21 protein-coding genes are annotated in these 23,461 nt (G+C 50.8%); 17 read left to right on the plus strand and 4 right to left on the minus strand.

Annotated features, from left to right (window positions below):
* The first annotated feature begins 2 nt into the window (after nt 1–2).
* The 6 genes from mfd (at nt 3) to rpoE (ending at nt 7,575) form a co-directional block, all read left to right on the plus strand.
* A complete protein-coding gene (gene mfd / locus Afil_RS02665; protein WP_230266972.1) occupies nt 3–3,440 on the plus strand; it encodes a transcription-repair coupling factor in 3,438 nt (1,145 codons plus the stop codon).
* A gap of 3 nt (nt 3,441–3,443) precedes the next feature.
* Nucleotides 3,444–3,719: an RNA-binding S4 domain-containing protein gene (locus tag Afil_RS02670; RefSeq protein ID WP_230266973.1), complete on the plus strand. Its 276-nt coding sequence runs from the start codon at nt 3,444–3,446 to the stop codon at nt 3,717–3,719.
* Complete coding sequence (locus Afil_RS02675; RefSeq protein WP_230266974.1) at nt 3,700–4,926, plus strand: HD domain-containing protein; 1,227 nt, start codon at nt 3,700–3,702, stop codon at nt 4,924–4,926. The genes Afil_RS02670 and Afil_RS02675 overlap by 20 nt, the downstream gene beginning before the upstream one ends.
* A gap of 213 nt (nt 4,927–5,139) precedes the next feature.
* Nucleotides 5,140–5,541 carry a hypothetical protein gene (locus Afil_RS02680; protein ID WP_230266975.1) on the plus strand — a complete coding sequence of 134 codons (402 nt, stop codon included), beginning with the start codon at nt 5,140–5,142 and terminating at the stop codon, nt 5,539–5,541.
* Between the two features lie 29 nt (nt 5,542–5,570).
* Nucleotides 5,571–7,211 carry an arginine--tRNA ligase gene (gene argS / locus Afil_RS02685; protein WP_230266976.1) on the plus strand — a complete coding sequence of 547 codons (1,641 nt, stop codon included), beginning with the start codon at nt 5,571–5,573 and terminating at the stop codon, nt 7,209–7,211.
* A 25-nt stretch (nt 7,212–7,236) separates the two neighbouring features.
* Nucleotides 7,237–7,575: a DNA-directed RNA polymerase subunit delta gene (gene rpoE / locus Afil_RS02690; protein ID WP_230266977.1), complete on the plus strand. Its 339-nt coding sequence runs from the start codon at nt 7,237–7,239 to the stop codon at nt 7,573–7,575.
* Nucleotides 7,576–7,767: 192 nt separating this feature from the next.
* Here rpoE and Afil_RS02695 read toward each other — a convergent pair whose 3' ends face one another.
* Entirely contained in the window at nt 7,768–8,592 is an 825-nt protein-coding gene (locus Afil_RS02695; protein ID WP_230266978.1) for a DUF4230 domain-containing protein, read from the minus strand.
* 469 nt (nt 8,593–9,061) lie between these two features.
* On the opposite strand from Afil_RS02695, the gene rsmG reads away from it, so the two are divergent.
* The 4 genes from rsmG to abc-f all read left to right on the plus strand — a co-directional run bounded on the left by rsmG (nt 9,062) and on the right by abc-f (nt 13,462).
* Complete coding sequence (gene rsmG, locus Afil_RS02700) at nt 9,062–9,775, plus strand: 16S rRNA (guanine(527)-N(7))-methyltransferase RsmG (RefSeq protein WP_230266979.1); 714 nt, start codon at nt 9,062–9,064, stop codon at nt 9,773–9,775.
* Nucleotides 9,768–10,547, plus strand: coding sequence for a ParA family protein (locus Afil_RS02705; protein WP_230266980.1), 780 nt, complete (start codon nt 9,768–9,770; stop codon nt 10,545–10,547). Before rsmG ends, Afil_RS02705 begins: the two co-directional genes overlap by 8 nt.
* Nucleotides 10,544–11,491 (plus strand): ParB/RepB/Spo0J family partition protein, encoded by a 948-nt coding sequence (locus Afil_RS02710; RefSeq protein WP_230266981.1) that lies wholly within the window; start codon nt 10,544–10,546, stop codon nt 11,489–11,491. The genes Afil_RS02705 and Afil_RS02710 overlap by 4 nt, the downstream gene beginning before the upstream one ends.
* A gap of 462 nt (nt 11,492–11,953) precedes the next feature.
* Complete coding sequence (gene abc-f / locus Afil_RS02715) at nt 11,954–13,462, plus strand: ribosomal protection-like ABC-F family protein (protein WP_230266982.1); 1,509 nt, start codon at nt 11,954–11,956, stop codon at nt 13,460–13,462.
* Between the two features lie 154 nt (nt 13,463–13,616).
* Here abc-f and Afil_RS02720 read toward each other — a convergent pair whose 3' ends face one another.
* Nucleotides 13,617–14,174: a DUF5662 family protein gene (locus tag Afil_RS02720; RefSeq protein ID WP_230266983.1), complete on the minus strand. Its 558-nt coding sequence runs from the start codon at nt 14,172–14,174 to the stop codon at nt 13,617–13,619.
* Between the two features lie 153 nt (nt 14,175–14,327).
* On the minus strand, nt 14,328–15,443 hold the full coding sequence (gene glf / locus Afil_RS02725) for a UDP-galactopyranose mutase (protein WP_230266984.1): 1,116 nt from the start codon (nt 15,441–15,443) through the stop codon (nt 14,328–14,330).
* 378 nt (nt 15,444–15,821) lie between these two features.
* On the opposite strand from glf, the gene rpmE reads away from it, so the two are divergent.
* The 7 genes from rpmE to Afil_RS02760 all read left to right on the plus strand — a co-directional run bounded on the left by rpmE (nt 15,822) and on the right by Afil_RS02760 (nt 22,501).
* A complete protein-coding gene (gene rpmE, locus Afil_RS02730; protein ID WP_230266985.1) occupies nt 15,822–16,040 on the plus strand; it encodes a 50S ribosomal protein L31 in 219 nt (72 codons plus the stop codon).
* A gap of 252 nt (nt 16,041–16,292) precedes the next feature.
* Entirely contained in the window at nt 16,293–17,561 is a 1,269-nt protein-coding gene (locus Afil_RS02735) for a helicase-related protein (protein ID WP_230266986.1), read from the plus strand.
* 89 nt (nt 17,562–17,650) lie between these two features.
* Entirely contained in the window at nt 17,651–18,058 is a 408-nt protein-coding gene (locus Afil_RS02740) for a hypothetical protein (RefSeq protein WP_230266987.1), read from the plus strand.
* A 151-nt stretch (nt 18,059–18,209) separates the two neighbouring features.
* Nucleotides 18,210–18,425, plus strand: a complete 216-nt coding sequence (locus tag Afil_RS02745) for a hypothetical protein (protein ID WP_230266988.1) — start codon at nt 18,210–18,212, stop codon at nt 18,423–18,425.
* Nucleotides 18,426–18,632: 207 nt separating this feature from the next.
* Nucleotides 18,633–20,243: a hypothetical protein gene (locus Afil_RS02750; protein WP_230266989.1), complete on the plus strand. Its 1,611-nt coding sequence runs from the start codon at nt 18,633–18,635 to the stop codon at nt 20,241–20,243.
* A gap of 252 nt (nt 20,244–20,495) precedes the next feature.
* Complete coding sequence (locus tag Afil_RS02755; RefSeq protein WP_230266990.1) at nt 20,496–21,506, plus strand: bifunctional UDP-N-acetylglucosamine diphosphorylase/glucosamine-1-phosphate N-acetyltransferase GlmU; 1,011 nt, start codon at nt 20,496–20,498, stop codon at nt 21,504–21,506.
* Nucleotides 21,500–22,501, plus strand: a complete 1,002-nt coding sequence (locus tag Afil_RS02760; protein ID WP_230266991.1) for a ribose-phosphate diphosphokinase — start codon at nt 21,500–21,502, stop codon at nt 22,499–22,501. Before Afil_RS02755 ends, Afil_RS02760 begins: the two co-directional genes overlap by 7 nt.
* A gap of 188 nt (nt 22,502–22,689) precedes the next feature.
* Here the strand turns inward: Afil_RS02760 and Afil_RS02765 are convergent, their stop codons facing one another.
* Nucleotides 22,690–23,460 carry a TatD family hydrolase gene (locus tag Afil_RS02765; RefSeq protein WP_230266992.1) on the minus strand — a complete coding sequence of 257 codons (771 nt, stop codon included), beginning with the start codon at nt 23,458–23,460 and terminating at the stop codon, nt 22,690–22,692.
* Between the last annotated feature and the right edge of the window lies 1 nt (nt 23,461).

Raw genomic sequence — 23,461 nt, forward strand, 5'->3', positions numbered from 1 at the left:
CCATGCTTTCCGACCAGAATATCAATCCCATTCTGAATTACATCGAAGCCAATCCCGTTACAAAGGAAATGATGTCGATTCATGGAAATGTCGGCAACCTCGGGGAGATGGAAGAAGCGCTGCTTCTGGCCGCTGCTTTCCTTCAGGATGGAAAAACACGCATTGTTGTGAAGAAAAATAAGTACGAAGCCCAGCAGCTGTACCGTCGTCTGGCGATGCTGCTGCAGGAAGTCGTACTTTTCGTCATGGATGAGTCTCTGCGTCTGCAGGCGATCGCAGCGTCTCCCGAAGAGAGGGAAGGCCAGCTGTCCGCTCTCGTGCAGATGCGTCAGGACTTTCCAAAAATCATCATTACCAATACCGCTGCCTACACCCGCTTTCTGCCGGATGTGAACTACTTTGACGAAAGCTGCCTGACCATTCGTACCGGGCAGACGCTTTCTCGAAAAGCGCTCATGGAGCATCTGCTGTGTATCGGCTATGCGCACGTCAACTACGCGCAGACCCCGGGAAGCTTTGCTTCCCGCGGCGGCATTCTCGATGTTTACTCGCTGAATTACCCGGATCCGATCCGTATCGAATTTTTTGATACGGAAATCGACTCCATCCGCTTCTTTAACCCGGATACCCAGCGGACGATCCGCGCCACTGATGAAGCGGTGCTCGTTCCGGCCAGCGATATTTTGTTCAGCGACGAACAGATTGAAAAACTTAAGGAAATTTTGCCGGTCAAACTGGAAGAACAGCTGAAACGCACAGATCCGGCGGGGCAGGAATTTTTACGGGATGCGATCGAAAAGGATCTGGAAGCGATCGAAACGCACGATCCGCAACCTCATCTGTACCGCTACTACGCTTGGCTCGACAGCGCCTCCGTTCTCGATTATGCGCCGGACGCGATGACCGTATTCTCCACAGTGGAAGGCGTAGAAGAAAACGCGAAAAAGACTGTGCAGGATAACGTGCAGTTCATGCAGGAAGAAGTCGAAGATTTCCACGCGCTGCCCAGATACATCCTGTTTCATGATCTGTACAAACTCGAAAAGAAGTCCGAGCCGCTCAAAATTCATACGTTCCTGGATCACGATCATCCCGTCCAGTCGGGAATTGAAAACATCGACGCTCCGGGTCTGAACTACCGGCAGTGGGTTCTTGAAGAAGCCAGAAAGGACAATGTCTATTTTGCGCTCGAGCGCGAAGACGTCGATCTGCTTAAGGAAAAGATCGATATTTCTTCACTGAAGCTGACCGATCCGATTTTTTATCAGGGCTTTCGGACCCCGGATTATATGGTGTATACGCGCCGTGAAATTTTCTCGCATCTGAACCGTAAAGTGCCGTATCAGAAGACGTTCTCCCGTTCGAATGCGCTCAATAACATTATGGAACTTGAGGCCGGCGACTATATCGTCCATGCGGAATACGGAATTGGACAGTATATCGGCGTGGAAACCCGCGAGCAGAACGGAGTCAAGCAGGACTATCTGCACGTTATGTACCGCGGCAACGAAAACCTCTTCGTTCCGCTTTCTCAGTTCCAGCTGATCCGCAAGTACGTGTCCAAGGACGGTGCAGTCAAGCTGTCCAAGCTGGGCACCGGCGAATGGGAAAAGACGAAAAAGAAGGTTAACCAGAAAGTCGAAGAAATCGCCGGGCGTCTGGTCGAACTGTATGCCGCCCGTACGGAAGACATTGGATTTGCGTTCCCGAAAGACGACGCGCTCGAGCGGGAATTTGATGAATCGTTTGAATACGAATCCACGCCCGACCAGCTGCAGGCAACGGCGGAAATTAAAGCCGAGATGGAAAAGGCCAAGCCGATGGACCATCTGCTGATCGGCGACGTCGGGTATGGAAAAACCGAAGTGGCCATGCGCTGTGCCTATAAGGCGATCTGCGCCGGCAAGCAGGTGGCGTTCCTTTGCCCGACTACCATTCTTTCCATGCAGCACTACCAGACGCTTTTAAAGCGTTTTGAACCGACCGGAGCGCGCATCGCGCTGGTCAACCGCTTCATTTCCACAAAGGAAATGAAAAAGATCCGGGAAGATCTGGCAAACGGACAGATCGATATTGTCGTCGGTACGCACCGGCTGCTGTCCAATACCGTCAGCTTTAAGGATCTTGGCTTTCTGATCATTGACGAAGAGCAGCGCTTTGGCGTTCGTCACAAGGAAAAAATCAAGGAAATGAAAAACTCGATCGACGTGCTGGCGCTTTCGGCTACCCCGATTCCGCGGACGCTGCAGATGTCGCTGATCGGCGTTCGCACCATTTCCCAGCTGACCACTCCGCCGGCGCACCGTCATCCGATCCAGACGTACGTTATGGAAGAGCGCGGTCCGGTAGTGGAAGAAATCATTCAGCGCGAGCTTTCCCGCAGCGGCCAGGTGTTCTTTTTGCACAACCGTGTCGAAGACATTTACCTCAAGGCGCATGAGCTTCAGCAGAAATTCCCGGATATTTCCATTGGCGTTGCCCACGGAAAAATGAGCCGTGAACAGATTGAAGACGTCATGACAGAATTTGCGCGCGGTAAATATCAGGTGCTCGTCTGCACGACGATTATCGAAACGGGACTCGATATCGCCAACGCGAACACGATCATTATCGAAAACGCAGACCGTTTCGGTCTGGCCCAGCTGTATCAGATTCGCGGCCGTGTTGGCCGACGGGAAAAACTGGCGTACTGCTATCTGCTTGTAACGCCGGACAAGCAGCTGAGCGAAGAGTCGACGAAGCGTCTGAAATCGATCAAGGAATTCACGCAGCTCGGTTCCGGTTACAAAATCGCGATGCGCGATTTGACGATCCGTGGTGCCGGCGACATGCTTGGTCCAAAACAGGCTGGATTTATCGATTCCGTCGGTCTCGATCTGTACCTCGACATGCTTTCCGATGCCATCGCCCGCAAGAAGGCAGCCGCGGGTCAGCCGGTCGATGAAGAACTGAAAGAAGCCGAAGAAACGGCGGAAGCCGACAGCGCCAGAAGCGCGAATGTGCAGATTCAGGGCTATATTCCGGAAAAATTCTCGGATAACGACGGCGACAAGCTGGCGCTCTACCAGGAAATCCGGGCCATTCGCACCGAAAAGGAACTCGAAGACTTTGAATTCCGAACGGCCGACCTGTTCGGAAAAATTCCAAAGGAAGTGCAGGCTCTGTTCGATGCCAAGCGCCTCGATCTGTTCGCTTCGCGTCCAGGCGTCGATGAAGTCAGCGAACAGAACAGCCGGATTCAGATTGTCATGAGCGCATCCTGGAGCCGGAACGAAGACGGCCTCAAGCTGTTTGAAGCCATGAACGCTCTTTCCAAGGAAATCGCGCTCACCTTCAAAAATGGACGAATTCAGGTCAGCCTGCCGAAAAAGAAAAACTATATGGCTCAGCTCAAACAGGTGATTTCGGTCCTGTCCGATCCGCTCTTTCGAAAGGGGTAAACCATGAGACTTGATAAATATCTGAAAACCGCGCGCATTCTCAAACGCCGCGAAGCCGCTAAGGAACTTGCCCTTCAAAAACGCATTCAGCTCAACGGACGCACGGCGAAACCGTCGAGCGAAGTCGAAGAAGGCGATGTGATCTGCATGGAGTTTGGCAACCGGCTTCTGGAAGTGAGGGTGCTCGATACGCCGAAACAGGCGTCCAAGGAAAAAGCGCTTCTGATGTTTGAAGTGCTGCGCGAAGAGAAAAAAGACTATGATGCGCCGGCTGAATGAGACGCGCGTTTTGCGCGATCCCGTCCACGGCTATATCCATATTGATCTGCAGGTCATCTGGAAGCTTCTCGACGCGCCGGAATTTCAGCGTCTGCGCCGCATTCATCAGCTAGGGGGCGTTATGGCGGTTTACCATACCGCGGAACATTCCCGCTTTTCCCACTGTCTGGGCGTGTATGAAATCTGCCGGCGCATTCTGAACGAAGTGCCCGGCGTGACGGATACGCTCGATGAATTCGAACAGACCGCGGCGCTTTGCGCGGCGCTCCTGCACGATCTGGGTCACGGACCGCTTTCGCACAGCTATGAGGCGATCTCCCATATTCACCATGAGGCCGTTACGTGCCGTCTGATTACGAACCCCGAAGGCGAAGTGTATAAAATTCTGACCGGGGAAAATCCGAAACTGCCCGCCATGGTGGCTGCCATTCTGGAGCATCGATCCGGCTGCGCGCTTCTGGAAGATCTGATCAGCTCGCAGCTCGACTGCGACCGCATGGACTATCTGCTTCGCGACGCCTACGAAACAGGAACGAGCTACGGCCGCTTCGATCTGGAACGCATACTGCGTACTCTGCGTGTGAAGGACGGCCGTCTGTGCATTAAAAAAAGCGGCGTCCATTCGGTCGAAGACTACATCATGGGCCGCTATCAGATGTACTGGCAGGTGTATCTCCATCCCGATGCGTTTGGCTACGATCTGCTCGTTCAGGCTTTCTTTGGGCGCTATGCCAGACTGCGTCAGGAAAACTTTGAAGAATACGGATCGAAAGCGCTCGAGCCTGTATTTGATCAGCCCTTTGATCCGGAGCGCTTTCTGGAGTTGGACGATTACGTTCTGATCAGCGAAATCGGAGCGGCGAAATCCGCCAAGGATCCCATTCTTGCCGATCTGGCCCATCGCATATGTGATCGGCGTCTGCCGCGCTGGGAAAACGAAGCTAGTCCCGAGCGAATCGAAGCCATTCGCGAAAAGACGCGAAAAGCGAGTTTTGATCCGGATTACTATGTTCATCTTAAACCGATTCGACTGGAAGAATTTCTGCCGTATCAGGAAGAGCAGTCCAAGCCGATTCTCGTTCTTGACCAGGAGAGACTGCTTCCGCTTTCGGACTGTTCGGTGGTGGTGCGGTCTTTGCTGGAAATGAAAAATCCCCAGCAGATCCGTGTGTATTTCCCCAAGGAAGTCCACACCGCTTCTTCGTAAACGCCGCCTGTATTCGGACGGCAAGCCTGTCTGGCATACCTGTTGAGTCTGTCTTTTCCTGTTTTCTGCAGCGGTCCTTCTTCCCGCGAGAAAACGGGATTTTGCGCAGAGGGGCAGACGAGGCGCGTATGGGCGGATTTTCACGATGAATAAAGCCGGAGAGATGGGTAATCCGTTGAAAAGAAGAATCTGTATGTTAAACTTTTCTTCGCTATGAAAAGTCAAGCCGCTTTATGCGAACTCACTGCGAAAACCGAGATTTTTAAAGGAGAAGCGGAGTTTGAAGAAAAGAACAAAGGAATTTTTGTCACCATGGAAGCCGAGGACTGTCACTGCGTCTGGAAAATTCTTCCGAAAGGCATTGTGATTGAAAATCAGCAGGAAGCGCTGAGCGTGCTTTCCCTGTTTGATTCCGGCAAGGGCCGGGTGCGAATTTTCAGCGAATTCGGCGAACTGGAAGCCGTCTTGAGCGATGTGCGCATTGTCCGCGAACCGCATCGGATTCTGGTGAGCTACAAAATTGAAGAAGAAGCTGAATTTCAGTTTGAACTGCAAAGCGAAGACTTCTGTTTTATCGAACACGAACCGGCTGCCCCCTCAGGGCGGAACGGATGACATAAAACTGGCATGAAGGAGTGAACAATATGTCTGCTATGGATCTGCAGCTGGCCAACGCTCTGGCGTCCGCCGCAAAAAAAGCCTGGGATCTGAGCCTGGAGCCCGGGGAAATTACCATTGAAATTCCCAAACGAAAAGAACAGGGCGAGTATGCGACAAACCTGGCGATGAAGCTGGCGCGTACCCTCCGCAAAAAGCCGCTGATTATTGCGCAGGAACTGGTTGCTGCGCTCGATGACGATTCCATCGAAAGCGCCGAAATTGCCGGACCCGGCTTCATCAACTTCACGATGAAAAAAGATCAGTATTCCCGCGTCATCCCGACGATTCTGGAAAAGGAATCGGAATACGGACAGTTTGAACCCAACGGCATCCGCGTGAATCTCGAATACGTTTCCGCCAACCCGACCGGCGATCTGCACCTTGGTCATGCCCGCGGCGCGGCGTGGGGCGATTCCGCTTCGCGCGTTATGAAGAAAGCCGGCTATGACGTAACCCGCGAATACTATGTCAATGACGCAGGAAACCAGATTGCCAATCTGGCGCAGTCCTTATGGGCCCGCTATGCGCAGGCGCATGGCCAGGAAGCCGAAATCGGTCAGGACGGCTACATGGGCGAAGACGTTAAAGTCAAAGCCGAAGAAATTGCCCGCGAGCACCCGAATGTCTATCTCGAACCGACGAAGGAAACCCTCGATTTCTTCAGAAAAGAGGGAATTGCCTACGAGCTGGACAAGATCCGTCATGACCTGGACCGCTTCCGTGTTCACTTCGATGTATGGACTTCCGAACAGGCTTTACGCGACGCTGGAAAAGTGGACACGGCTCTTGAGATTCTGGAGCGAAACGGTTATACCTATGAGCAAGACGGGGCACTCTGGTTTCGCACAACGGACTTTGGCGACGACAAAGACCGTGTTCTGCGCAAGCAGGATGGTTCGCTGACGTATCTGGTTCCGGATATCGCCTACCATAACGACAAGTGCGAACGCGGCTTTGACAAGCTGGTCGATTTCTTTGGTGCCGACCATCACGGCTATATTCCTCGTTTAAAGGCATCCATGGCCGCTATGGGAAATGACCCGGATAAACTGGATGTGGATATCATTCAGATGGTTCGTCTGGTCCGCAACGGGGAAGAAGTCAAGATGTCCAAGCGTTTAGGAAATGCCTGGACGATCATGGACCTCGTCGATCTGGTTGGCGTGGACGCAGCCCGCTACATTTTCAGCAGCAGAGCCCTCGACAGTCATCTCGACTTCGACCTGGATCTCGCCGTTGCTCAGTCCAACGAAAACCCGGTTTACTATGCGCAGTACGCGCATGCACGAATCTGTTCGATTCTGAAAGCCGCTCAGAGTGAAAACTATCCGACCGTACAGTCTTATGAAGGCCTCGTTCACGAGAAGGAAATTGATCTTCTCAAAACTCTGGCTCAGTATCCGAACGTCATCGAACAGACCGCTCGCACCCGACAGGTTCACAAGATTTCGCATTATATTCAGAACCTCGCTTCGAAGTTCCACAGCTTTTATTCCGCATGCAAAGTCAACGACCCGTCTAACCCCGAACTCAGCGCTCAGCGTCTTGGTCTGCTGCAGGCAACCCGCATTGTGCTGGCCGACGCTCTGAGTCTGATTGGTGTATCCGCACCTGAATCCATGTAATTTGTGATCACGAGGAGATAATCGTATGAAAAAATCTATGATCGATAACGCGTTCGACATTTTAACCGATGAAAAGAAGCCCATGCAGTTCATGGACCTCTGGCACATCGTAGAAGAGAGAATGGGATTTACCCCTTCTCAGGCCGATGACAACATCGCACAGTTTTACAGCGACCTGTCCATTGACGGCCGCTTCGCTTCCCTGCCGAAAAACACATGGGACCTGCGTACGCGTCAGACCGTAGCATCGACGGTTGTGGATACAGATTCGCTCAGCGTTGAGGACGAAGAAGACTTCGTTCCGGCTGACGATGACGAAACAGAAGAAGAAGTCGTCGAAGAAACAGAATCGGAAGAAGAATAGTCTTCTCGAACTCTTCCGACCTTCGCCTGCCGACAAGAGTAAATCAGACCGGCATTCGAAGAAAACATACAGATCAGATAAATAAACGGAGCTGCTCTTCCACCTGAGAAGAACAGCTCCGTTCTTTATGTTTCCTGTTTTAATAAGCAAAGCCGGTGCGGCTTTCTGTAAGAGCCTCCGGTTTTTGCGGATCTATCTGGCTGCCGATTCTAAGATCGAGTTGGCTTCGTCTGCGTCTTTTGGAAAGCTCTTCTCGCCGCTGTCGGTAAGAATGTCGCTGCGGTCGGTGAGCAGATCGGTCGGTTCTACGGTGACTTCAATCGTATAGCCGTCTACTTTTCCGGAAAGCCGGAGAATATCGGTCAGCGCGGATTTGGCGTTGCTTTCCGCGGCTTCAATGGCTCCGTTGGAAAGCATTTCTTCTTCCTGCTTTGACTTTTCCACTTCAAGATTGTCATAGATTTCTTCAGCGGTCAGCGGATTGAAGATGTTGTTGCTCGCGTCATACACTTCGATCGATCCTGGATCGATTTCGTTGGAAAGAATCTGAATGGCCGGGCAGTGCACATGAATGATTTTGTTTTCTTCGTCCGTGTCGACTTCAATCTTCTTTCCGTTGATGCCAAGCAGGGCTTTTCCCTGGAACGTATAGAGCAGCCGTTTTCCGGTAAAGGGGATGTTCCATTCCTGAAACTGCTTGGCCCCTTCAATTTTTCCAATGCCGGTGTAGTAGTTGTAGCAGGTCACAATGTCGTTGGACTCTGCGAAAACATTGGAAAGGGTTGTCGACTTCTGCTCGTACCGGTCTGTAACCTGAAAAAATTTCGTAAGGCCGACGCCTGCGACCAGTCCGACAGCCAGAATGACCAGCATGAGAACGGCGTTAAAACTGAGAGAATGCTTTTTCCGCTTGCGGGGCATTTTCCCTGCGGAGTTCTCGTTCGTACTTCTGGTACGTGCGGATTCGGCACCGCTTTTTTCCCGATTCGAAGAATTGTTTTTTACTGGATCTGACATATCTGCTTTCGCCTCCTTAACTGTCTGTCTCTATAAAATTGAGGGATGCAGGGAAACAGGAATTGTAAGATATGAGAAAAATGGGCGCCTGTTCTTTGCCTGCAGCGTTTTGCATCTTCCAAGCAGGTGAATGCGTAGTTATTATACTTGAAAAGAAAATGTAACGCTTTAGGAAAAAATTAAGAAAAATAAGCAAATTCTGAGCACAAACCGAGAAAATGACGATAACTAAATCGTATTTTAATAGATTAAATTTTGAAAGCGGTGACAAAAACCGCAAGGATTATGGCCTAAAAGTCCGCTTTGTTTGCGAATAAAAAGCCTCCTGTACAAGGATAGTCTCCTGCGGTTTGCCTCTCGGCGGCAAATCTCGTATATTTTCCTGACCGGCCGGCTCTGGAAAAACGGGCTTTGTTCTCCGTCAGGGGCCCAGATTGCCCGGCCTAATCCGGATGGGTATACTGAATTTATGAATAAAGACTCTTTTAAAAACGAACTGGCTGCCAAAGGACTGAATCTGTCCGCAGAACAGCTCGGTCAATTTGAAACGTATCTTCACCTGATTCAGGAGTGGAATCAGAAAATGAATCTGACCGCCATTACCGATGACAGTGAAATCTGGCAGAAGCATTTTTACGACTCCGTTGTCCCGTTTTTACATACATCGTTCCAGACGCTCTGCGACGTCGGTTCCGGTGCCGGCTTCCCCGGCATTCCTTTAGCCATTGCCTGGCCGAATCGTTCTTTTGTTTTAGTGGAACCGCTCGCCAAGCGCTGCCGTTTTCTGAATGAAGTCAAAAACCAGCTTCATCTGGATAACGTAGAAATCGTCAACGCGCGGGCCGAAGACTTTGTGAAGGAGCATCGCGAACAGTTTGACGCGGTTTCGGCACGTGCCGTCGCGCGTCTTTCGATTCTGCTCGAGCTCTGCGTCCCGCTGGTGAACGATTCCGGTACCTTTATCGCGCTCAAAGGCGCAAATGGAAAAGAAGAGCTCAAAAATGCGGCTCCGGCTTTAAAGGCGCTGCCGGTTGTGCTCGACCATGAAGAAGAATTTGAACTGGGCAACGATGAAGGAACCCGCATCAATTTTTATTTTAAAAAGACGGGAGAAGTTCCCGCAAAATATCCCCGTCCGTACGGAACGATTAAGAAAAAACCGCTCGAGGTGACGAATGGCTAAAATTATCGCAATTTCCAATCAGAAAGGCGGTGTCGGAAAAACGACGACCGCCATCAATCTGTCCAGCGCCCTGTCCTATCTGGGCTTGGACGTCCTGCTGGTGGATTTCGATTCGCAGGGAAACGCCTCGCAGGGGCTCAATGCGGTGAAGTCCAATCAGCAGCCGACCATTTACAACGTCCTGCTTGAAGAATATCCCGTTCGCGATGCGATCGTGCATGGCGAAAAGACGAATATCGATATCCTTCCGGCCAACATTTCGCTGGCCGGTGCCGATCTGGTCATGGATCGACTGAAAACCGGAAAGGAACAGCTGCTGAAAAACGTTCTGGATCCGCTGCGCGACGACTACGATTTCATCATCATCGACTGTCCGCCTTCACTCGGCCTTCTCAATACGAACGCCCTGACGGCGGCCGACAGCGTTCTGATTCCGGTACAGTGCGAATACTACGCGCTGGAAGGTGTGACGCAGCTGCTGCTGACGATCCGCCTGGTTCAGAAGACCAGCAACCCCAATCTGAGCATTGAAGGCATTCTGATGACGATGTTTGACTACCGTACCCGCCTTTCGGTCGATGTTTCTCAGGAAGTTCGCCAGACGTTCGGCCGTCTGGTCTATCAGAATTCCATTCCCCGCAACGTTAAGCTTTCCGAAGCGCCCAGCCGTGGCGTATCCATTTTCGAATACGATACAAAGTGCAAGGGGGCCAAAGCCTATGCGGCTCTGACCCGCGAAATGCTGCACATTGAAGAGGTAGATGAAGCATGAGTAAAGACAGCAGTCATCTCGGCAAAGGCCTCTCTTCGATTTTCGGCGGCGATATCACACAGATGCTCGACGACATCCAGAACGGACAGAATCAGCCGGCCGCCCAGGTCAGCGAACCGCTCCGCCTTCCGCTCAGTCAGATTCGCCCCAATCCATATCAGCCGCGAAAAGTCTTTGATCAGACCGCGCTCGAAGAACTGGCTGCTTCCATTGCCGAACACGGCGTTTTCACGCCGGTTCTGGTCAAGAAAAGCATTTCGGGCTACGAACTGATCGCCGGTGAACGCCGTTTGCGCGCCAGCCGTCTGGCCAATCAGGAGACGATTCCGGCCATTATTGTGGATTTCGATGATCAGCAGATGATGGAAATTTCGCTGCTGGAAAACATTCAGCGCGAAAACCTGAATGTCATTGAAGAAGCCAAAGCCTATGATCAGCTGATCAAAAGTCTGCATTACACCCAGGAACAGCTGGCTGCCCGTGTCGGCAAAAGCCGTGAACATATTGCCAATCTGCTGCGTCTGCTTAAACTCCCGGACGAAGTGTCTCAGATGGTCGTCGACAAAAAGCTGTCCATGGGTCATGTCCGCGCCCTCCTTCCCTTAAAGGAAAAAAGCAAAATGACCCGGCTCGCGCACGATGCGTTTGAACAGGGCTGGTCCGTTCGTACGATGGAATCCAAAGTCCGTCAGGTCATCGAGCAGAAAGACGCTCACGAAAGAAAAAATGCGGATCTGGATCCAGACGGGGAAGAAACAAAAGAAGAAAAAGAGAAAGCCCACAAGGAAAGTCTCTTTATTCAGGAAGCCGCAAATCAGCTGGAAGGCTACTTCCAGACTTCGGTAAAAATCCGCGCCCATTCCATTGATATTCATTTCGAAGACAATAACGATCTGACCCGGATTCTTGAACTTCTTTCGCTGACCGAAACCGAAGAAGAGTAATTCCCGAGAAAAATTGAAAACAAAAAACCAGAAAAGAAAGCTCTGACCGACTGGAAAACCTCCAGATCCGGTCAGAGCTTTCTCGTTTTCTTCCGTTTTCCCTTCTTTTTTACGACATGCGGGTAGAAATCTGTTTTCGACTGTGGTTAACTCGGTATGAACAGACAGAAAGGCCTGGTGAGAGGATGAATTCTATTTCCTGCAAAGTACGTTAATCCAAGCATGTTCCTGATCTGTTTTGTCATGGCCGGATGGCGCAATGACATTTTGTATCGGACTGTGCCTGGAAGCAGGAAACCATCCACTGTCCGGTCTAAATATTTGAATTGCCTGTTTTTTTTGAACAGGCAGACTATGAATTCTTTTTTATGACTTGCAAGACCGCGGGAGATTTCCTGCGGTCTTTTTGCGAGTTCGGAATGTTTCAAATTCGCCTGTGTAAAAGTTTAAGGAGGAATGCATATGTCTATGATTCAGATTCGTGATTTGACGTTCAGCTATGAAAATGGGGCTGAACCGGTATTTGAACATTTCAATGCGGATCTTGATCCCCGCTGGAACCTGGCGCTTTGTGCACGAAACGGCCGGGGAAAAACGACACTGTTGAGACTTTTGCTGGGAGAACTGCAGGGATCCGGTACCATTTCTTCCCCCGTGGAATTTGCGTACTTTCCGTGTCCAGTATCGGAAGAAGAACAGCTGGTCGCGGATGTGCTGCAGGAAATTGCCCCGCAGCCACAGCAGTGGGAATTTGTCCGGGAGCTGAATGCCCTCAAGCTGGATGAAGATATTTTGTGGAGGATTTACTCGACCCTTTCCTATGGCGAGAAAACAAAAGTACAGCTTGCGGCTCTCTTTTTAAACGAAGGAAAGTGTCTTCTGATTGATGAACCGGCCAACCACCTGGATACCGTCGGCCGTCAGGTTCTTTCTGCCTATCTGCACGATAAGCATGGCTTTATTCTGGTCAGTCATGACCGTGTACTGCTCGATGGCTGTACGGATCATGTGCTGGCCATCAACCGGTCGAGCGTAGAACTGGTCAAAGGAAGCTATTCAAGCTGGAAATCCGATTTCATCAGCCGGCAGAATACGGAAGATGCCCGCAACACCCGTCTGAAAAAAGAAATTTCCGCCATGCAGAAAAGCAGTCGGCAAAGCGCCGACTGGTCAGGTCGCATTGAAGCGTCCAAATACGGAAACGCTCCAGTTGACCGCGGCTTTATCGGTCATCGGGCAGCCAAGATGATGAAGCGTTCGAAATCGATTGAACGCCGCCGCCAGAAAGCCATCGAAGAAAAATCCGCTCTGCTTCAGGATTTTGAAGAGAGCGAATCGCTTCGTCTTTCGCCAAGGAACGATTTGCATGGCACCCTGATTTCGGCGCATGATGTGGTCTGCTTTTATGATTCCCGACCCGTCAACAAGCCGGTCAGCTTTCCCCTTCATGAAGGCGACCGCATTGTACTCGACGGCTCGAACGGTTCAGGCAAATCTACCCTTCTCAAACTGATCCGCGAAGGAGGAGTTACGTATACGGGCGAGCTGTTCAGTCCTTCTCGTCTGATCATTTCCTGGGTTCCGCAGGATTCTTCCTTTTTAAAGGGAACGCTGCGCGAATTTGCGGAAGAATCGAAAATTGACGAAAGTCTGTTTAAGTCCATCCTGCGCAAGCTCGGATTTGACCGGACTCAGTTTGAAGTACGCATGGAAGATTTCTCAGCGGGGCAGAAGAAGAAAGTGCTGATTGCCCGCAGTCTGTGCGAAAGCGCGCATCTCTACATATGGGATGAACCGCTCAACTATATCGATATTGAATCGCGCGAGCAGATCGAAGCGCTGATTCAGGAATATCACCCAGCGATGCTGCTGGTTGAACACGATCTGGCTTTCCAGCATGCGGTTGCTGATGAAATTGTTCCGGTTGAAAAGCGGATCGCAGGACCAAAGAACAGGACTGATTTTGAATAACCGAAAATCGATTCCTGGAAAGCAAACCGGCTGGCGCATTTTGAAGCTGCGTCAGCTGGTTTTGTTTGATACGGAATGCGAACATCCGGAAGTTTCCGGCTTCAGGACAACAAGAACTGATTCCTTAATTGCTAGCCTGAAAATTACGGAAAACTCAGATTCCGGGATCGCCAGTATGGCGCCAGCGGTTCAGTAAAAAGCGGATGCGCAAAATCGTTTTATCCATGCCGTGTTCGGCCAGATAGGTCAGAAGATATCGGATCTGGCGTTCGGTGTCGGGATGAAAAACTGTGCTGGAAAGATTGTTTTCAAAATACTGCAGGGGACTGTCGTCTCGATACTTATCCTTGAGATACGTCTGGGAAGCGGCTGCGCGATCGCAGAACATCTCGACAACGTAGTTAAATTCCATCGCGCGAGGAACCATTCCGTGCGGTCCGTTATCCATCCAGAATTCCCAGTGATGCGGATTTCTTCCCTTGTGATGGAGCCAGGAAAAGGAATAGCCTTCTGTTTCCTTCTGGGCATTGATTGGGGAGCGGTAGCCCTGGTAATAGCGAAAGCCGGTTTTGAGTTCGACGGGAGTGTATTTGGACAGATCATGAAGCAGGCCCTGTTTATACAGGCCGCAGCGAAAACACAGTTCCATGACCCGAAGCTTATGATCGTTAATGGTAAGCAGATGACCTTTGATTTTTTCAAGCTGGTTCATAGTTTCATACTAGTGATCTGTCGGCGCGCGCGCAAACAGATCCTGATTCTCCAGTTCAAACCTGAGATCGAAATAATTACTTGCGTTCCAGAAAAATGGACTCTGTGCAGGCAAAGCCATATACAGAGTCTGGAAAGTTTGAAGATCTGAAAATTAAGCCAGTTCCTTTCTGGCTGCATCCAGAGCAGAGGCAATAACACCGTCCATGTCGTAGTAACGGTATTCGCCAAGACGGCCGCCAAAAAGAACATTCTTGCGCGTATTCGCCAGTTCTTTGTAGCGGGCATAGAGCGTACCGTTCTTTTCATCATTGATGGGGTAGTACGGTTCATCACCTGGCTTCCATTCGCTGGAATACTCGCGGGCGATGATGGTGCAATCGCTGCCGAGATCTTCGAAATGCTTGAATTCGAGAATGCGGGTAAAAGGCGTTTCGCGATCGGTGTAGTTCACAACCGAAGTTCCCTGAAAATCCGGTTCATCGAGCGTTTCCATTTCAAAACGGACGGAACGGTATTCGAGATGGCCGAGGGAATAATCGAAAAATTCATCAATCGCACCGGTGTAAACAATCCGATCGGCAAGCGCGTCCCATTTTTCACGGGCCTTCAGATAATCGGTATTCGTGAGCACGTCCACGCCTTCGAGCATGCGTCCGACAAGATCGGTATAGCCGCCCTGCGGAATGCCCTGATAGAGCGCATTGAAATATCTGTTGTCATACGTCAGACGTACCGGAAGACGGCGGATGATAAAGGGCGGCAGATCTTTGCAGTCGCGACCCCACTGTTTTTCCGTGTAGCCTTTTACGAGTTTTTCAAAGACATCGCGTCCGACCAGAGAAATCGCCTGCTCTTCCAGGTTTTTCGGTTCGCCGGTGATTTCCTGACGCTGCTTTTCGATCATGGCTCTGGCTTCCTTCGGGGTGCGGACGTCCCACATTTTATTGAAGGTATACATATTGAAAGGCAGGGAATACATCTCGCCTTTAAAGTTGGCGATGACGCTGTGGGTGTAGCGGCTGAAGCGGGCAAAGCGATTGATGTAGTTCCAGACTTCTTCATTGTCCGTATGGAAAATGTGTGCACCGTATTCGTGGACATGAATGTTATGGTCAAGACGGGTATACACGTTTCCGGCAATATGAGGACGACGTTCGAGAACGAGAACCTTCTTGCCGGCATCGTAAGCCTGGCGGGCAAATACAGCACCGTACAGGCCGGCGCCGACAATCAGATAGTCATAATGGGAATGCGATAACGGGTTCATGAATACTCTCCTTATATTTGACTGCCGCCTTCTTCATGGAAAATAAAGAAGCAGGGCAGGGAATAAACCGGTTAGACAGAAGGGTCTGCGCTTAATGGAGCGGAAGAAATTCTGTATGAACTGGACATTCATTATGTCCGGTATGTCTTTCCAATTGTCGCATATTGCCATTCGAATCACATCTGACACCAACTGACCGGCTGTGTTTTTTTCACGCAGGTTTTCTATACAAACCGAAAAAAACGGGATAAATACGGCATAATGACGGAAAAAAAGAGAAATTGTTTTCCGGGTTGCGATGGAAATTGGGGATTGCTATAATGCATAGGCACTTACTTTAAATCAGCACCTGATTTAAGGCGGAAGGAGGATATGGCGATGAAAAAGGGAATCCATCCTAATTACCATACCGTAACTGTTGTATGCTCTTCCTGCGGTAACACATTCGAAAGCGGCTCCACCATCAAAGGTGACACCCTTCGCGTAGATACCTGCAGCAACTGCCATCCGTTCTACACAGGCCGTCAGCGTTTCGCGGCTGCCCAGGGACGTATTGAAAAGTTCAACAGAAAATACGGACGCAACGACAAGAAATAAGCTTAACGCTGTTTCAGGATCATTTTGCACACAAGGCGCTCATAACGAGCGCTTTTTTATTATGTGTCGATGAAGTTTAGCGCGGTTCTTTTTCCGTTTTTCTTTTGTCTGTGCTTTCTTTTGCCTGCGTTTTCTTTGGTCTTTGTTCTCGTCTTTATTCGGATGACTTTCTTTCGTATATCCAGACAGCAGGAGATCCAGTCCTCGGACGGACCGTTCGACTGGCAGTACTGGAAAAGGCGGAAACAGAATATGGAAAATGACCCATTCAAAAATCAGACGACGCATTCCGCTCAGCGGATTTCAAAGAAGGAAGAAAGTCCCAGACGGGAATGTCTGCGCTGCCACAACCGGGATCCGAAGCTTTTCTTTTTCCATGACGGTTTCTGGTACTGCCGCAAATGTCTGGATTTTGGCGCGCTGAAAGCCGGACAGAAACCACAGGCGCCCAGTCTGTCCCATCGTGTGTGGAAAGGAAAGCCGGTTCTGGAATTTGAACTGACGCCGCTGCAGAAAGAAGCATCCGCCCGATCGCTTTCCATTTTGCAGAGCCATCGGGATCTGCTCGTGTACGCGGCAGCTGGATGCGGAAAAACGGAACTGACGCTTGAAAGCATCTGCGCGTATCTGGCCCAGGGCAAGAAAGTGTGCTTTGCGATTTCCCGCCGTCAGGTGGTGATGGAAATCGCCGAACGGCTTCGCAAAAACTTTCCAGAGCTGCACATCGTTCAGATCTGCGAGGGCTTTACCGATGAAACGGACGGCGATCTGATCGTGTGCACGACGCATCAGCTTTATCGTTTCCCCTACAGCTTCGATCTGCTCATTCTGGATGAACTCGACGCGTTTCCGTATGCAGGAAACGAAGTGCTGGAAGCGATCGCCCTCCAAAGCTGTATCGGGCAGCGCATGCTGCTGTCAGCCACACCGGACGCGAAAAGTCTGGAAGCCATCGAACGGGGTGAGATGGAAATGGTCAATCTCTTCTTGCGGCCCCATCGTCATCCGCTTTGCGTTCCTGTCGTGAAACGAGGATCGAAGCTGAAGCAGGTGCTGATTTTAATCGCGTACTGCCGCCGGTACATTCAAAACGGCAAGCAGGTTCTGCTTTTTGTCCCCCGTATTGCGGATACCCGCTGGATGAAGCCGGTCATCCGTCTGTTTTTTCCCTGCTCTGTTATTCATTCCAAAACGAAAAACAAAGATGAAGTCATGGCTGAATTTCATGCCCGAAAGACGATGGTTCTCATATGTACAACTCTTCTCGAACGGGGAATCACCGTTCCCTCCGTCCAGGTCGCGGTGTACCGGGCCGATCATCCGGTGTTCACCAGCGCCTCTCTGATTCAGATCTTCGGGCGCGCCGGGAGAAGCTTCAAAGATCCCTCCGGCGAAGGAATCGCCTTAATCGAATCGCCCTCCAGAGCGCTCGATGCCTGCATTCGCCAGCTGCGCTACATGAATTCTGTCTCTGGTGCGGATCAGAATTTTCCGGCTGCGAAACGCTCCCGTTTCTTTTAAGAGGACCGGATGCGCTCTGCCCGCAGTGCGCGGCTTTACGGGAAACGGCCAATATCGATATCCGTAAAAAAGGGCGCCGTCTGCGCATTTTGTACTATCGAAACAGCGAATGCGACCGCATTCTGCGAAGAATTTTGCAAAACGGCGATCTGGAAGCCGCCTCCGGTTTTCTCGATGGCCACGAAGACGAACTTTCTGCGCTTTGCCGGCGTCCGGTTCGCGTGGCTGAGGCAGAAGCGTGTTCCACGCAGGTTTTTGAAGCGTTTTTTGGACGGCGCGCGCTGTTGTGGCAGAACCGGCTGGCGCAAAAGCGCCGGTTAAAGACAGGCCGACGAAAGCGGCCTTCGACTTTCTATACAGCCTTAAGCTATACGGGACTTTCGTATGCGCAAATCGAGGAAATCCTCGAAGATAACGACTGCCGGGAAATCTGGATCCTGATGCAGAAGAAAGAAGATGCCGACCGAAAGCATCTGAAGCGCTGTCTTAAAAGGTGAAGGGAAAAAGACAGGATGACAGATCGAGCAGCGGGATAAACGATCAATCGGAGCATCCGCTCAATAGCGCATCCGACAGGACTCAGAAGTGGCGATCGTACAGAAAAGCCGGACGCAGATCCGGCTTTTTTGACGGGCAGGCGTAAACAAAATGCAAAAAGGAAATGATAATACGATCGTCTGTACTTCGTCTTTAATCGGTTTTTCATCCAAATCGGGCATCGTTTCTATCCGTTTTTCCGAGATTTATGCAGGGGGAAGGCAAATGTTAGCAGAACTTTTAGAGAAGCCGAAGAAAGAATCAGGCATTATAAAGAAAGCCTCTGCCGCCAAAATCCGGGTCGATATTCTAAAAGAAAGCGAATAACCCACAATGATTTTTCTTTAGGGTTGAACGGCAGGATAAAGGCGCAAATTCAGTACAATAAACTAAAAGGGGTACCTGTATACAGAGTCAGGAGAGCGCGAAAGCCTTTCCGTATTTCGAACACATCGATTTCATAGAAGATACAGAACAAAGGCGTGCAGACCGGCTGTCGGATCATGCACCCGGAATATAAAGGGGGGTTTTTCAATGAGCGATCAGAACCGTGATGATAATTTTGATTCCCTGCTGGATTCATTGAGCGGAAACGAAGAAATTGAAAAAAAGATGGATGATTTTGCGCGGAACAAAGAACGGATTGAACGCATTCAGCGGGCAAGAGAAACATCGGAACAGTTCCAGCAGACGTATTCGTCGGCCGCACGCAATAAAGCGCGTTCGGAAAACGAAGCGGCGAAAAATGGAACGCCCCAGGTGATCTATACAGAAAAGCCTGGCAGTGCGCCAAACGGATCCGATTCGTTTTTTGCGTCCAAAGAAGAAACCGCCCCTTCGGCGGAAGACCAGTATGCCCAGAATGCGGGGATGACCCGCGAGTTTGGCGCGCCGCAGAGCGCTCCGGCTCAGCCGGGCGAGCAGACGCGCGTGTTTAACGGCGCTGCGCCGGCAGAAGAAGACGAAATCGGTCAGACCAAACCGGTAACGATGCACAGCGATGAAATCGCCGGTCTGCTGGAAAAAGATGAACCGCTCCTTCACCGGGAATACGTACGCGAGGACGAAGACGACGATTACGACGACTATGACGATTCGTACGACGACGAAGAGGACGATTATGACGACTACGATGAAGAAGACCGTCATGTAAGAGTCCGTCACCACGATTCCCGCGGCTCTTCGCGTCCGGCGCCTTCCCGCTCTTCGCATTCACGTAAAAAATCGAAAAACAATATGAGGACCGTCGGCATTATTGCTGGTATCGCGCTGGCGATCGCTGTGGTTTCGGTCGGCGGCTACATGGCGGTTCATTTCATGAACTCCGGCGCGCAGACCCAGACCAGCAAAGGCTACAACGACCTCCTTAGCTGGGCAGAAAGCTTTAACGGCCTTACCGATGACAACAAGCAGCAGGTTCTGGATTTCCGTTCCGTGTATGACAAGCTTTCCGAAGATGAAAAGCGAAAAATCAATGAACAGCTGCTGGCGAGAACGTCCAAGACGTTTGATGAACTGCTTGCTGAAGCCGGCGCTCAGCAGAAGCCTTCTTCTTCCAACTCCGATGTGAAAAACGCGGAACGAAAAGCGGAACTCCGCGATGAAATCGAGTCGCTCAGCGGCGACGTGGCGGTTCTGCAGGGCAAGCTGGACGGTATCAATAAGCGAAAGAACGATGCGGAAAACACGTACAACTCCAAAAAGAATGCGTACGATCAGGCAGTTCAGGCCACAAACACAGCCCAGAGCAAAGTCAATCAGATTCAGGACGATCTGAACAGCTATCCAAGCGCGGACAGTATTCGTGCTCAGATCAAGGATCTCCAGGATCAGATCAACGCCATTAATGCCGGCGACGGATCGGATACTGGCGGTTCAGGTGCGGACAAAGAGCAGCTGCAGTCGCAGATCAACAGCCTTCAGAAAGATCTCGACAGCGTCAATTCGCTCAACAGCCAGCTTTCTTCCGCGACCAATACGCTGATCGATGCCCAGCGCTCCGAATCGGATGCGAAGTCCGCAATGGATTCGGCCTACAACGACTGGCAGGCGATTGTGGCAGAAGCCTCCCCGGTAGAAACCGAAATCAATAACAAGAACAACAAGATCAACGAGCTGCAGAGCGAATACGATTCCATTGATTAATGCGATCGGTTCGGACGGAAAAAGAAAGTCCGTCGGATCGGCTCCAGAACCGTTTGAAAAGCCGGAAAAAGCGAAATTGTCATCGCTTTTCCGGCTTTTTCCATGCCGGCATGCCGCAGACATGGTCCTTTTGAAGACGCTTTGAGGAGAATCTGCTGTTTTATCAAAAGCCATTTTTGATTTTGTCTAAAAACCCTGAACAAAGAGGAGGAATGTCGGGGATGTGTTAGAATACCTGCGAAAGGTGGTCCCATGACAAAACGGAATGCGATTATTCTGGCTGCCGGCAAAGGAACCCGGATGAAGTCGGAAAAAAACAAAGTAATGCATGATCTGATTGACCGACCGATTCTGGCTTATCCTCTTGGCGCGCTGAAAAAAGCAGGCGCAGAGAGGATTGTCATTGTTGCCGGCTATCAGGCACAGTCCTTAATGGACGCTTTCCCCGAAGAAGAGTTTGCGCTGCAGAAGGAGCAGCTCGGAACCGGACATGCGGTCATGCAGGTTTCGGCCCTCAAGGACGAAGACGGCTATACGCTCGTCATGAATGGAGATGTCCCCTGTCTCCAGCCGGAAACCCTCGAAATGCTTTATGACCAAGCACAGGGAAAGGCTCTTGTTCTTCTGAGTGCCATACTGGAAGAGGGCGGAAATTACGGAAGAGTTGTCCGCGATGAAACCGGTGCGGTAAAAGAGATCGTCGAAGCTCGCGACTGCACTCCCGAGCAGAAAGAAATCCGAGAGATCAACGCGGGCGTTTACTGCTTTAACAACCGAGATCTTTTTGATGCGCTCAGCGAGCTGACAACCGATAATGCCCAGAATGAATACTATCTGACGGATCTGGTTCGAATTCTCAATGAAAAAGGCAAGCACGTGGATGCCATTGCCGCTTCGGATCCGGATGAGATGGCGGGCATTAATACCGTCAGCGAACTGTACGATGTATATCGCTGGATGAAAGACAGAATTAACCGCAGACATATGTTAGCCGGCGTGCAAATTGTAGATCCGCAGCGAACGGTTATCGGCCAGGATGTGAAAATCGGTCACGATACCGTGATTTATCCGGATACGGAAATCCTTGGCAAAACGGCGCTGGGCAATTATGTCGAAATTTTCCCCCAGACCTGGATTAAAGACAGTGTCATCGGTGATGGTGTCCGCCTGCAGATGTGCAAAGTCCAGAACGAAATGATTTCAAATGCCCTGGATGAGGAACCCGCAGGAAATGAGGAAGGAACAGGTACGCAAGCATGTTAAACAAAGATGAGCTTAAAAATTCAACCGTTGTATTCGCGCTGACCAGCAGCCGCGATCTGGCCAGAGAAATCTGTGAGATTCTTGAAATCCCCCTTGGAAAATGTGATGTTCATCATTTTGCTGATGGAGAAATTCTTGTTGAACTCGGTGAGTCTGTACGTGGAAAAGACGTATTCTTTGTACAGAGTACCAATCGCCCGGTAAACGCCAATCTTATGGAGCTTCTGATCGGTATCGATGCCTGCAAGCGTGCTTCGGCTCGTTCCATCAACTGTGTTATTCCGTATTTTGGCTACGCCAGACAGGACCGCAAGGCGAAACCGCGTCAGCCGATTACAGCCAAACTGGTGGCTTCGCTTCTTGAACGCGCCGGTGCAAACCGCGTGATCACCATGGATCTCCATGCTGCCCAGATTCAGGGCTATTTCGATATTCCGGCAGATGACATCAATACGCTGTCTCTGATCAGTGAATACCTCAAACACAAACCAGGTCTGAACATCGAAGATGTTGTCGTTGTTTCTCCTGACCACGGCGGAACCGTTCGTGCCCGTCGTCTGGCTGACCGCCTCGGCGCTCCGGTTGCCATCATTGACAAGCGTCGTCCAAAACCAAACGTTGCGGTTGCCATGAACCTGCTTGGTGAAGTTGACGGAAAAGTTGCAGTTGTCATCGATGATATGGTCGATACCGCCGGCACACTGACCAGCGGCATCAACATGCTTTACGAAAAAGGCGCGAAAGAAGTTATCGCAGCCTGCGCACACGGCGTACTTTCCGGACCGGCGATTGAACGTCTGAAAAACTCCGGCCTGAGTGAATTCATCGTTACGAACACCATCGATCAGACTGAAAACGCAAAACTGTACGATGAAATGGTAGTTCTTTCCGTTGCTCCGCTTGCAGCTGCTGCCATCGAAGCGGTTGAGCTCAACGAATCGCTGTCCTACGCGCTGCAGACAGCTCTCGTTCACGAAGACGACAACCGTCACTAATTCCAAATCGAATTGGAAACGCTCGTCTGGGATTTCTGGAACTCTCCAGTCTTCCGCGGGATATAAATCGACAAAAAGAAAACCGCCGTCAGGCGGTTTTTTGTTTCCAGAATTTACGATCGAATCCGCTGTCGGCTGCGGTCGGCTTCTGATGGTCGATTCGCGGGAATGCATTCTGTGGAATGCGTTTATTCGGATCCGTTTTGAAAAAGAGACAGGAAGTTGGCGCGGATCTGTCGGGCCAGATCATCGGAATCCATTTCTTTTAACTCAGCCATTTTTTCAAGCGTCGCTTTGACATAGGCAGGCTGATTTCGCTTGCCGCGATACGGAACCGGGGCGAGATACGGCGAATCGGTTTCGCTTAAAATTCTTTCGGGCGGACAGGCGATGACATTGGCAGGCCCCTGTTTATTGTTTTTAAAGGTGATGGGTCCCGCAAAGGAAATCATGGAATCCAGTTTGAGGGCTTCTCTCATGGTTTCCGTTGAACCGGAATAGCAGTGGAAGATGATCGGCGTACGGGCATGGGCTTTAAGAATATCCAGGGAATCCTTTGCGGCGTCCCGCATATGTATGGAAACCGGAAGCCCCGTTTCGGCCGCGATATCGAGCTGAGCTTTGAAGAGGGCCTTCTGTTCTTCTTTAAACGACATGTCCCAGTAATAGTCCAGGCCGATTTCGCCCAGAACATCCATATTGCCGCAGGCGGCTTCTTTTCTCAGCTCTTCGAGATCTTCTTCTGTGATCTCTCTGGCGTCTTCAGGGAAAAAGCCCCAGGCGACTTTCAGATTTTCGGGATACTGTTTTTTCAGCGCAAGCGCCCGGTCGTATTCCTTACGGTTCGTGCACATGATCATCATCAGATCTACGCCCTGTTCCAGGGCGCTTTCGATCAGCGGCACCGCGTTTTCGTACAGTTCGTCACACGTAAGATGGCAATGCGTATCGGTGATCATG

It is taken from the genome of Allobaculum fili, assembly GCF_020969955.1.
GTDB classification, from domain to species: Bacteria; Bacillota_I; Bacilli_A; order Erysipelotrichales; family Erysipelotrichaceae; genus Allobaculum; species Allobaculum fili.

Coding starts and splice junctions, on each gene's coding strand:
- Afil_RS02755 (WP_230266990.1), top strand. CDS start 20,496: ATGACAAAACGGAATGCGATTATTCTGGCTGCCGGCAAAGGAACCCGG.
- argS (WP_230266976.1), top strand. CDS start 5,571: ATGTCTGCTATGGATCTGCAGCTGGCCAACGCTCTGGCGTCCGCCGCA.
- Afil_RS02670 (WP_230266973.1), top strand. CDS start 3,444: ATGAGACTTGATAAATATCTGAAAACCGCGCGCATTCTCAAACGCCGC.
- Afil_RS02695 (WP_230266978.1), bottom strand. CDS start 8,592: ATGTCAGATCCAGTAAAAAACAATTCTTCGAATCGGGAAAAAAGCGGT.
- Afil_RS02750 (WP_230266989.1), top strand. CDS start 18,633: ATGAGCGATCAGAACCGTGATGATAATTTTGATTCCCTGCTGGATTCA.
- rpoE (WP_230266977.1), top strand. CDS start 7,237: ATGAAAAAATCTATGATCGATAACGCGTTCGACATTTTAACCGATGAA.
- Afil_RS02720 (WP_230266983.1), bottom strand. CDS start 14,174: ATGAACCAGCTTGAAAAAATCAAAGGTCATCTGCTTACCATTAACGAT.
- Afil_RS02705 (WP_230266980.1), top strand. CDS start 9,768: ATGGCTAAAATTATCGCAATTTCCAATCAGAAAGGCGGTGTCGGAAAA.
- Afil_RS02680 (WP_230266975.1), top strand. CDS start 5,140: ATGAAAAGTCAAGCCGCTTTATGCGAACTCACTGCGAAAACCGAGATT.
- abc-f (WP_230266982.1), top strand. CDS start 11,954: ATGTCTATGATTCAGATTCGTGATTTGACGTTCAGCTATGAAAATGGG.
- Afil_RS02710 (WP_230266981.1), top strand. CDS start 10,544: ATGAGTAAAGACAGCAGTCATCTCGGCAAAGGCCTCTCTTCGATTTTC.
- rpmE (WP_230266985.1), top strand. CDS start 15,822: ATGAAAAAGGGAATCCATCCTAATTACCATACCGTAACTGTTGTATGC.
- glf (WP_230266984.1), bottom strand. CDS start 15,443: ATGAACCCGTTATCGCATTCCCATTATGACTATCTGATTGTCGGCGCC.
- Afil_RS02765 (WP_230266992.1), bottom strand. CDS start 23,460: ATGATCACCGATACGCATTGCCATCTTACGTGTGACGAACTGTACGAA.
- Afil_RS02745 (WP_230266988.1), top strand. CDS start 18,210: ATGCAAAAAGGAAATGATAATACGATCGTCTGTACTTCGTCTTTAATC.
- Afil_RS02735 (WP_230266986.1), top strand. CDS start 16,293: ATGGAAAATGACCCATTCAAAAATCAGACGACGCATTCCGCTCAGCGG.
- Afil_RS02760 (WP_230266991.1), top strand. CDS start 21,500: ATGTTAAACAAAGATGAGCTTAAAAATTCAACCGTTGTATTCGCGCTG.
- mfd (WP_230266972.1), top strand. CDS start 3: ATGCTTTCCGACCAGAATATCAATCCCATTCTGAATTACATCGAAGCC.
- Afil_RS02675 (WP_230266974.1), top strand. CDS start 3,700: ATGATGCGCCGGCTGAATGAGACGCGCGTTTTGCGCGATCCCGTCCAC.
- rsmG (WP_230266979.1), top strand. CDS start 9,062: ATGAATAAAGACTCTTTTAAAAACGAACTGGCTGCCAAAGGACTGAAT.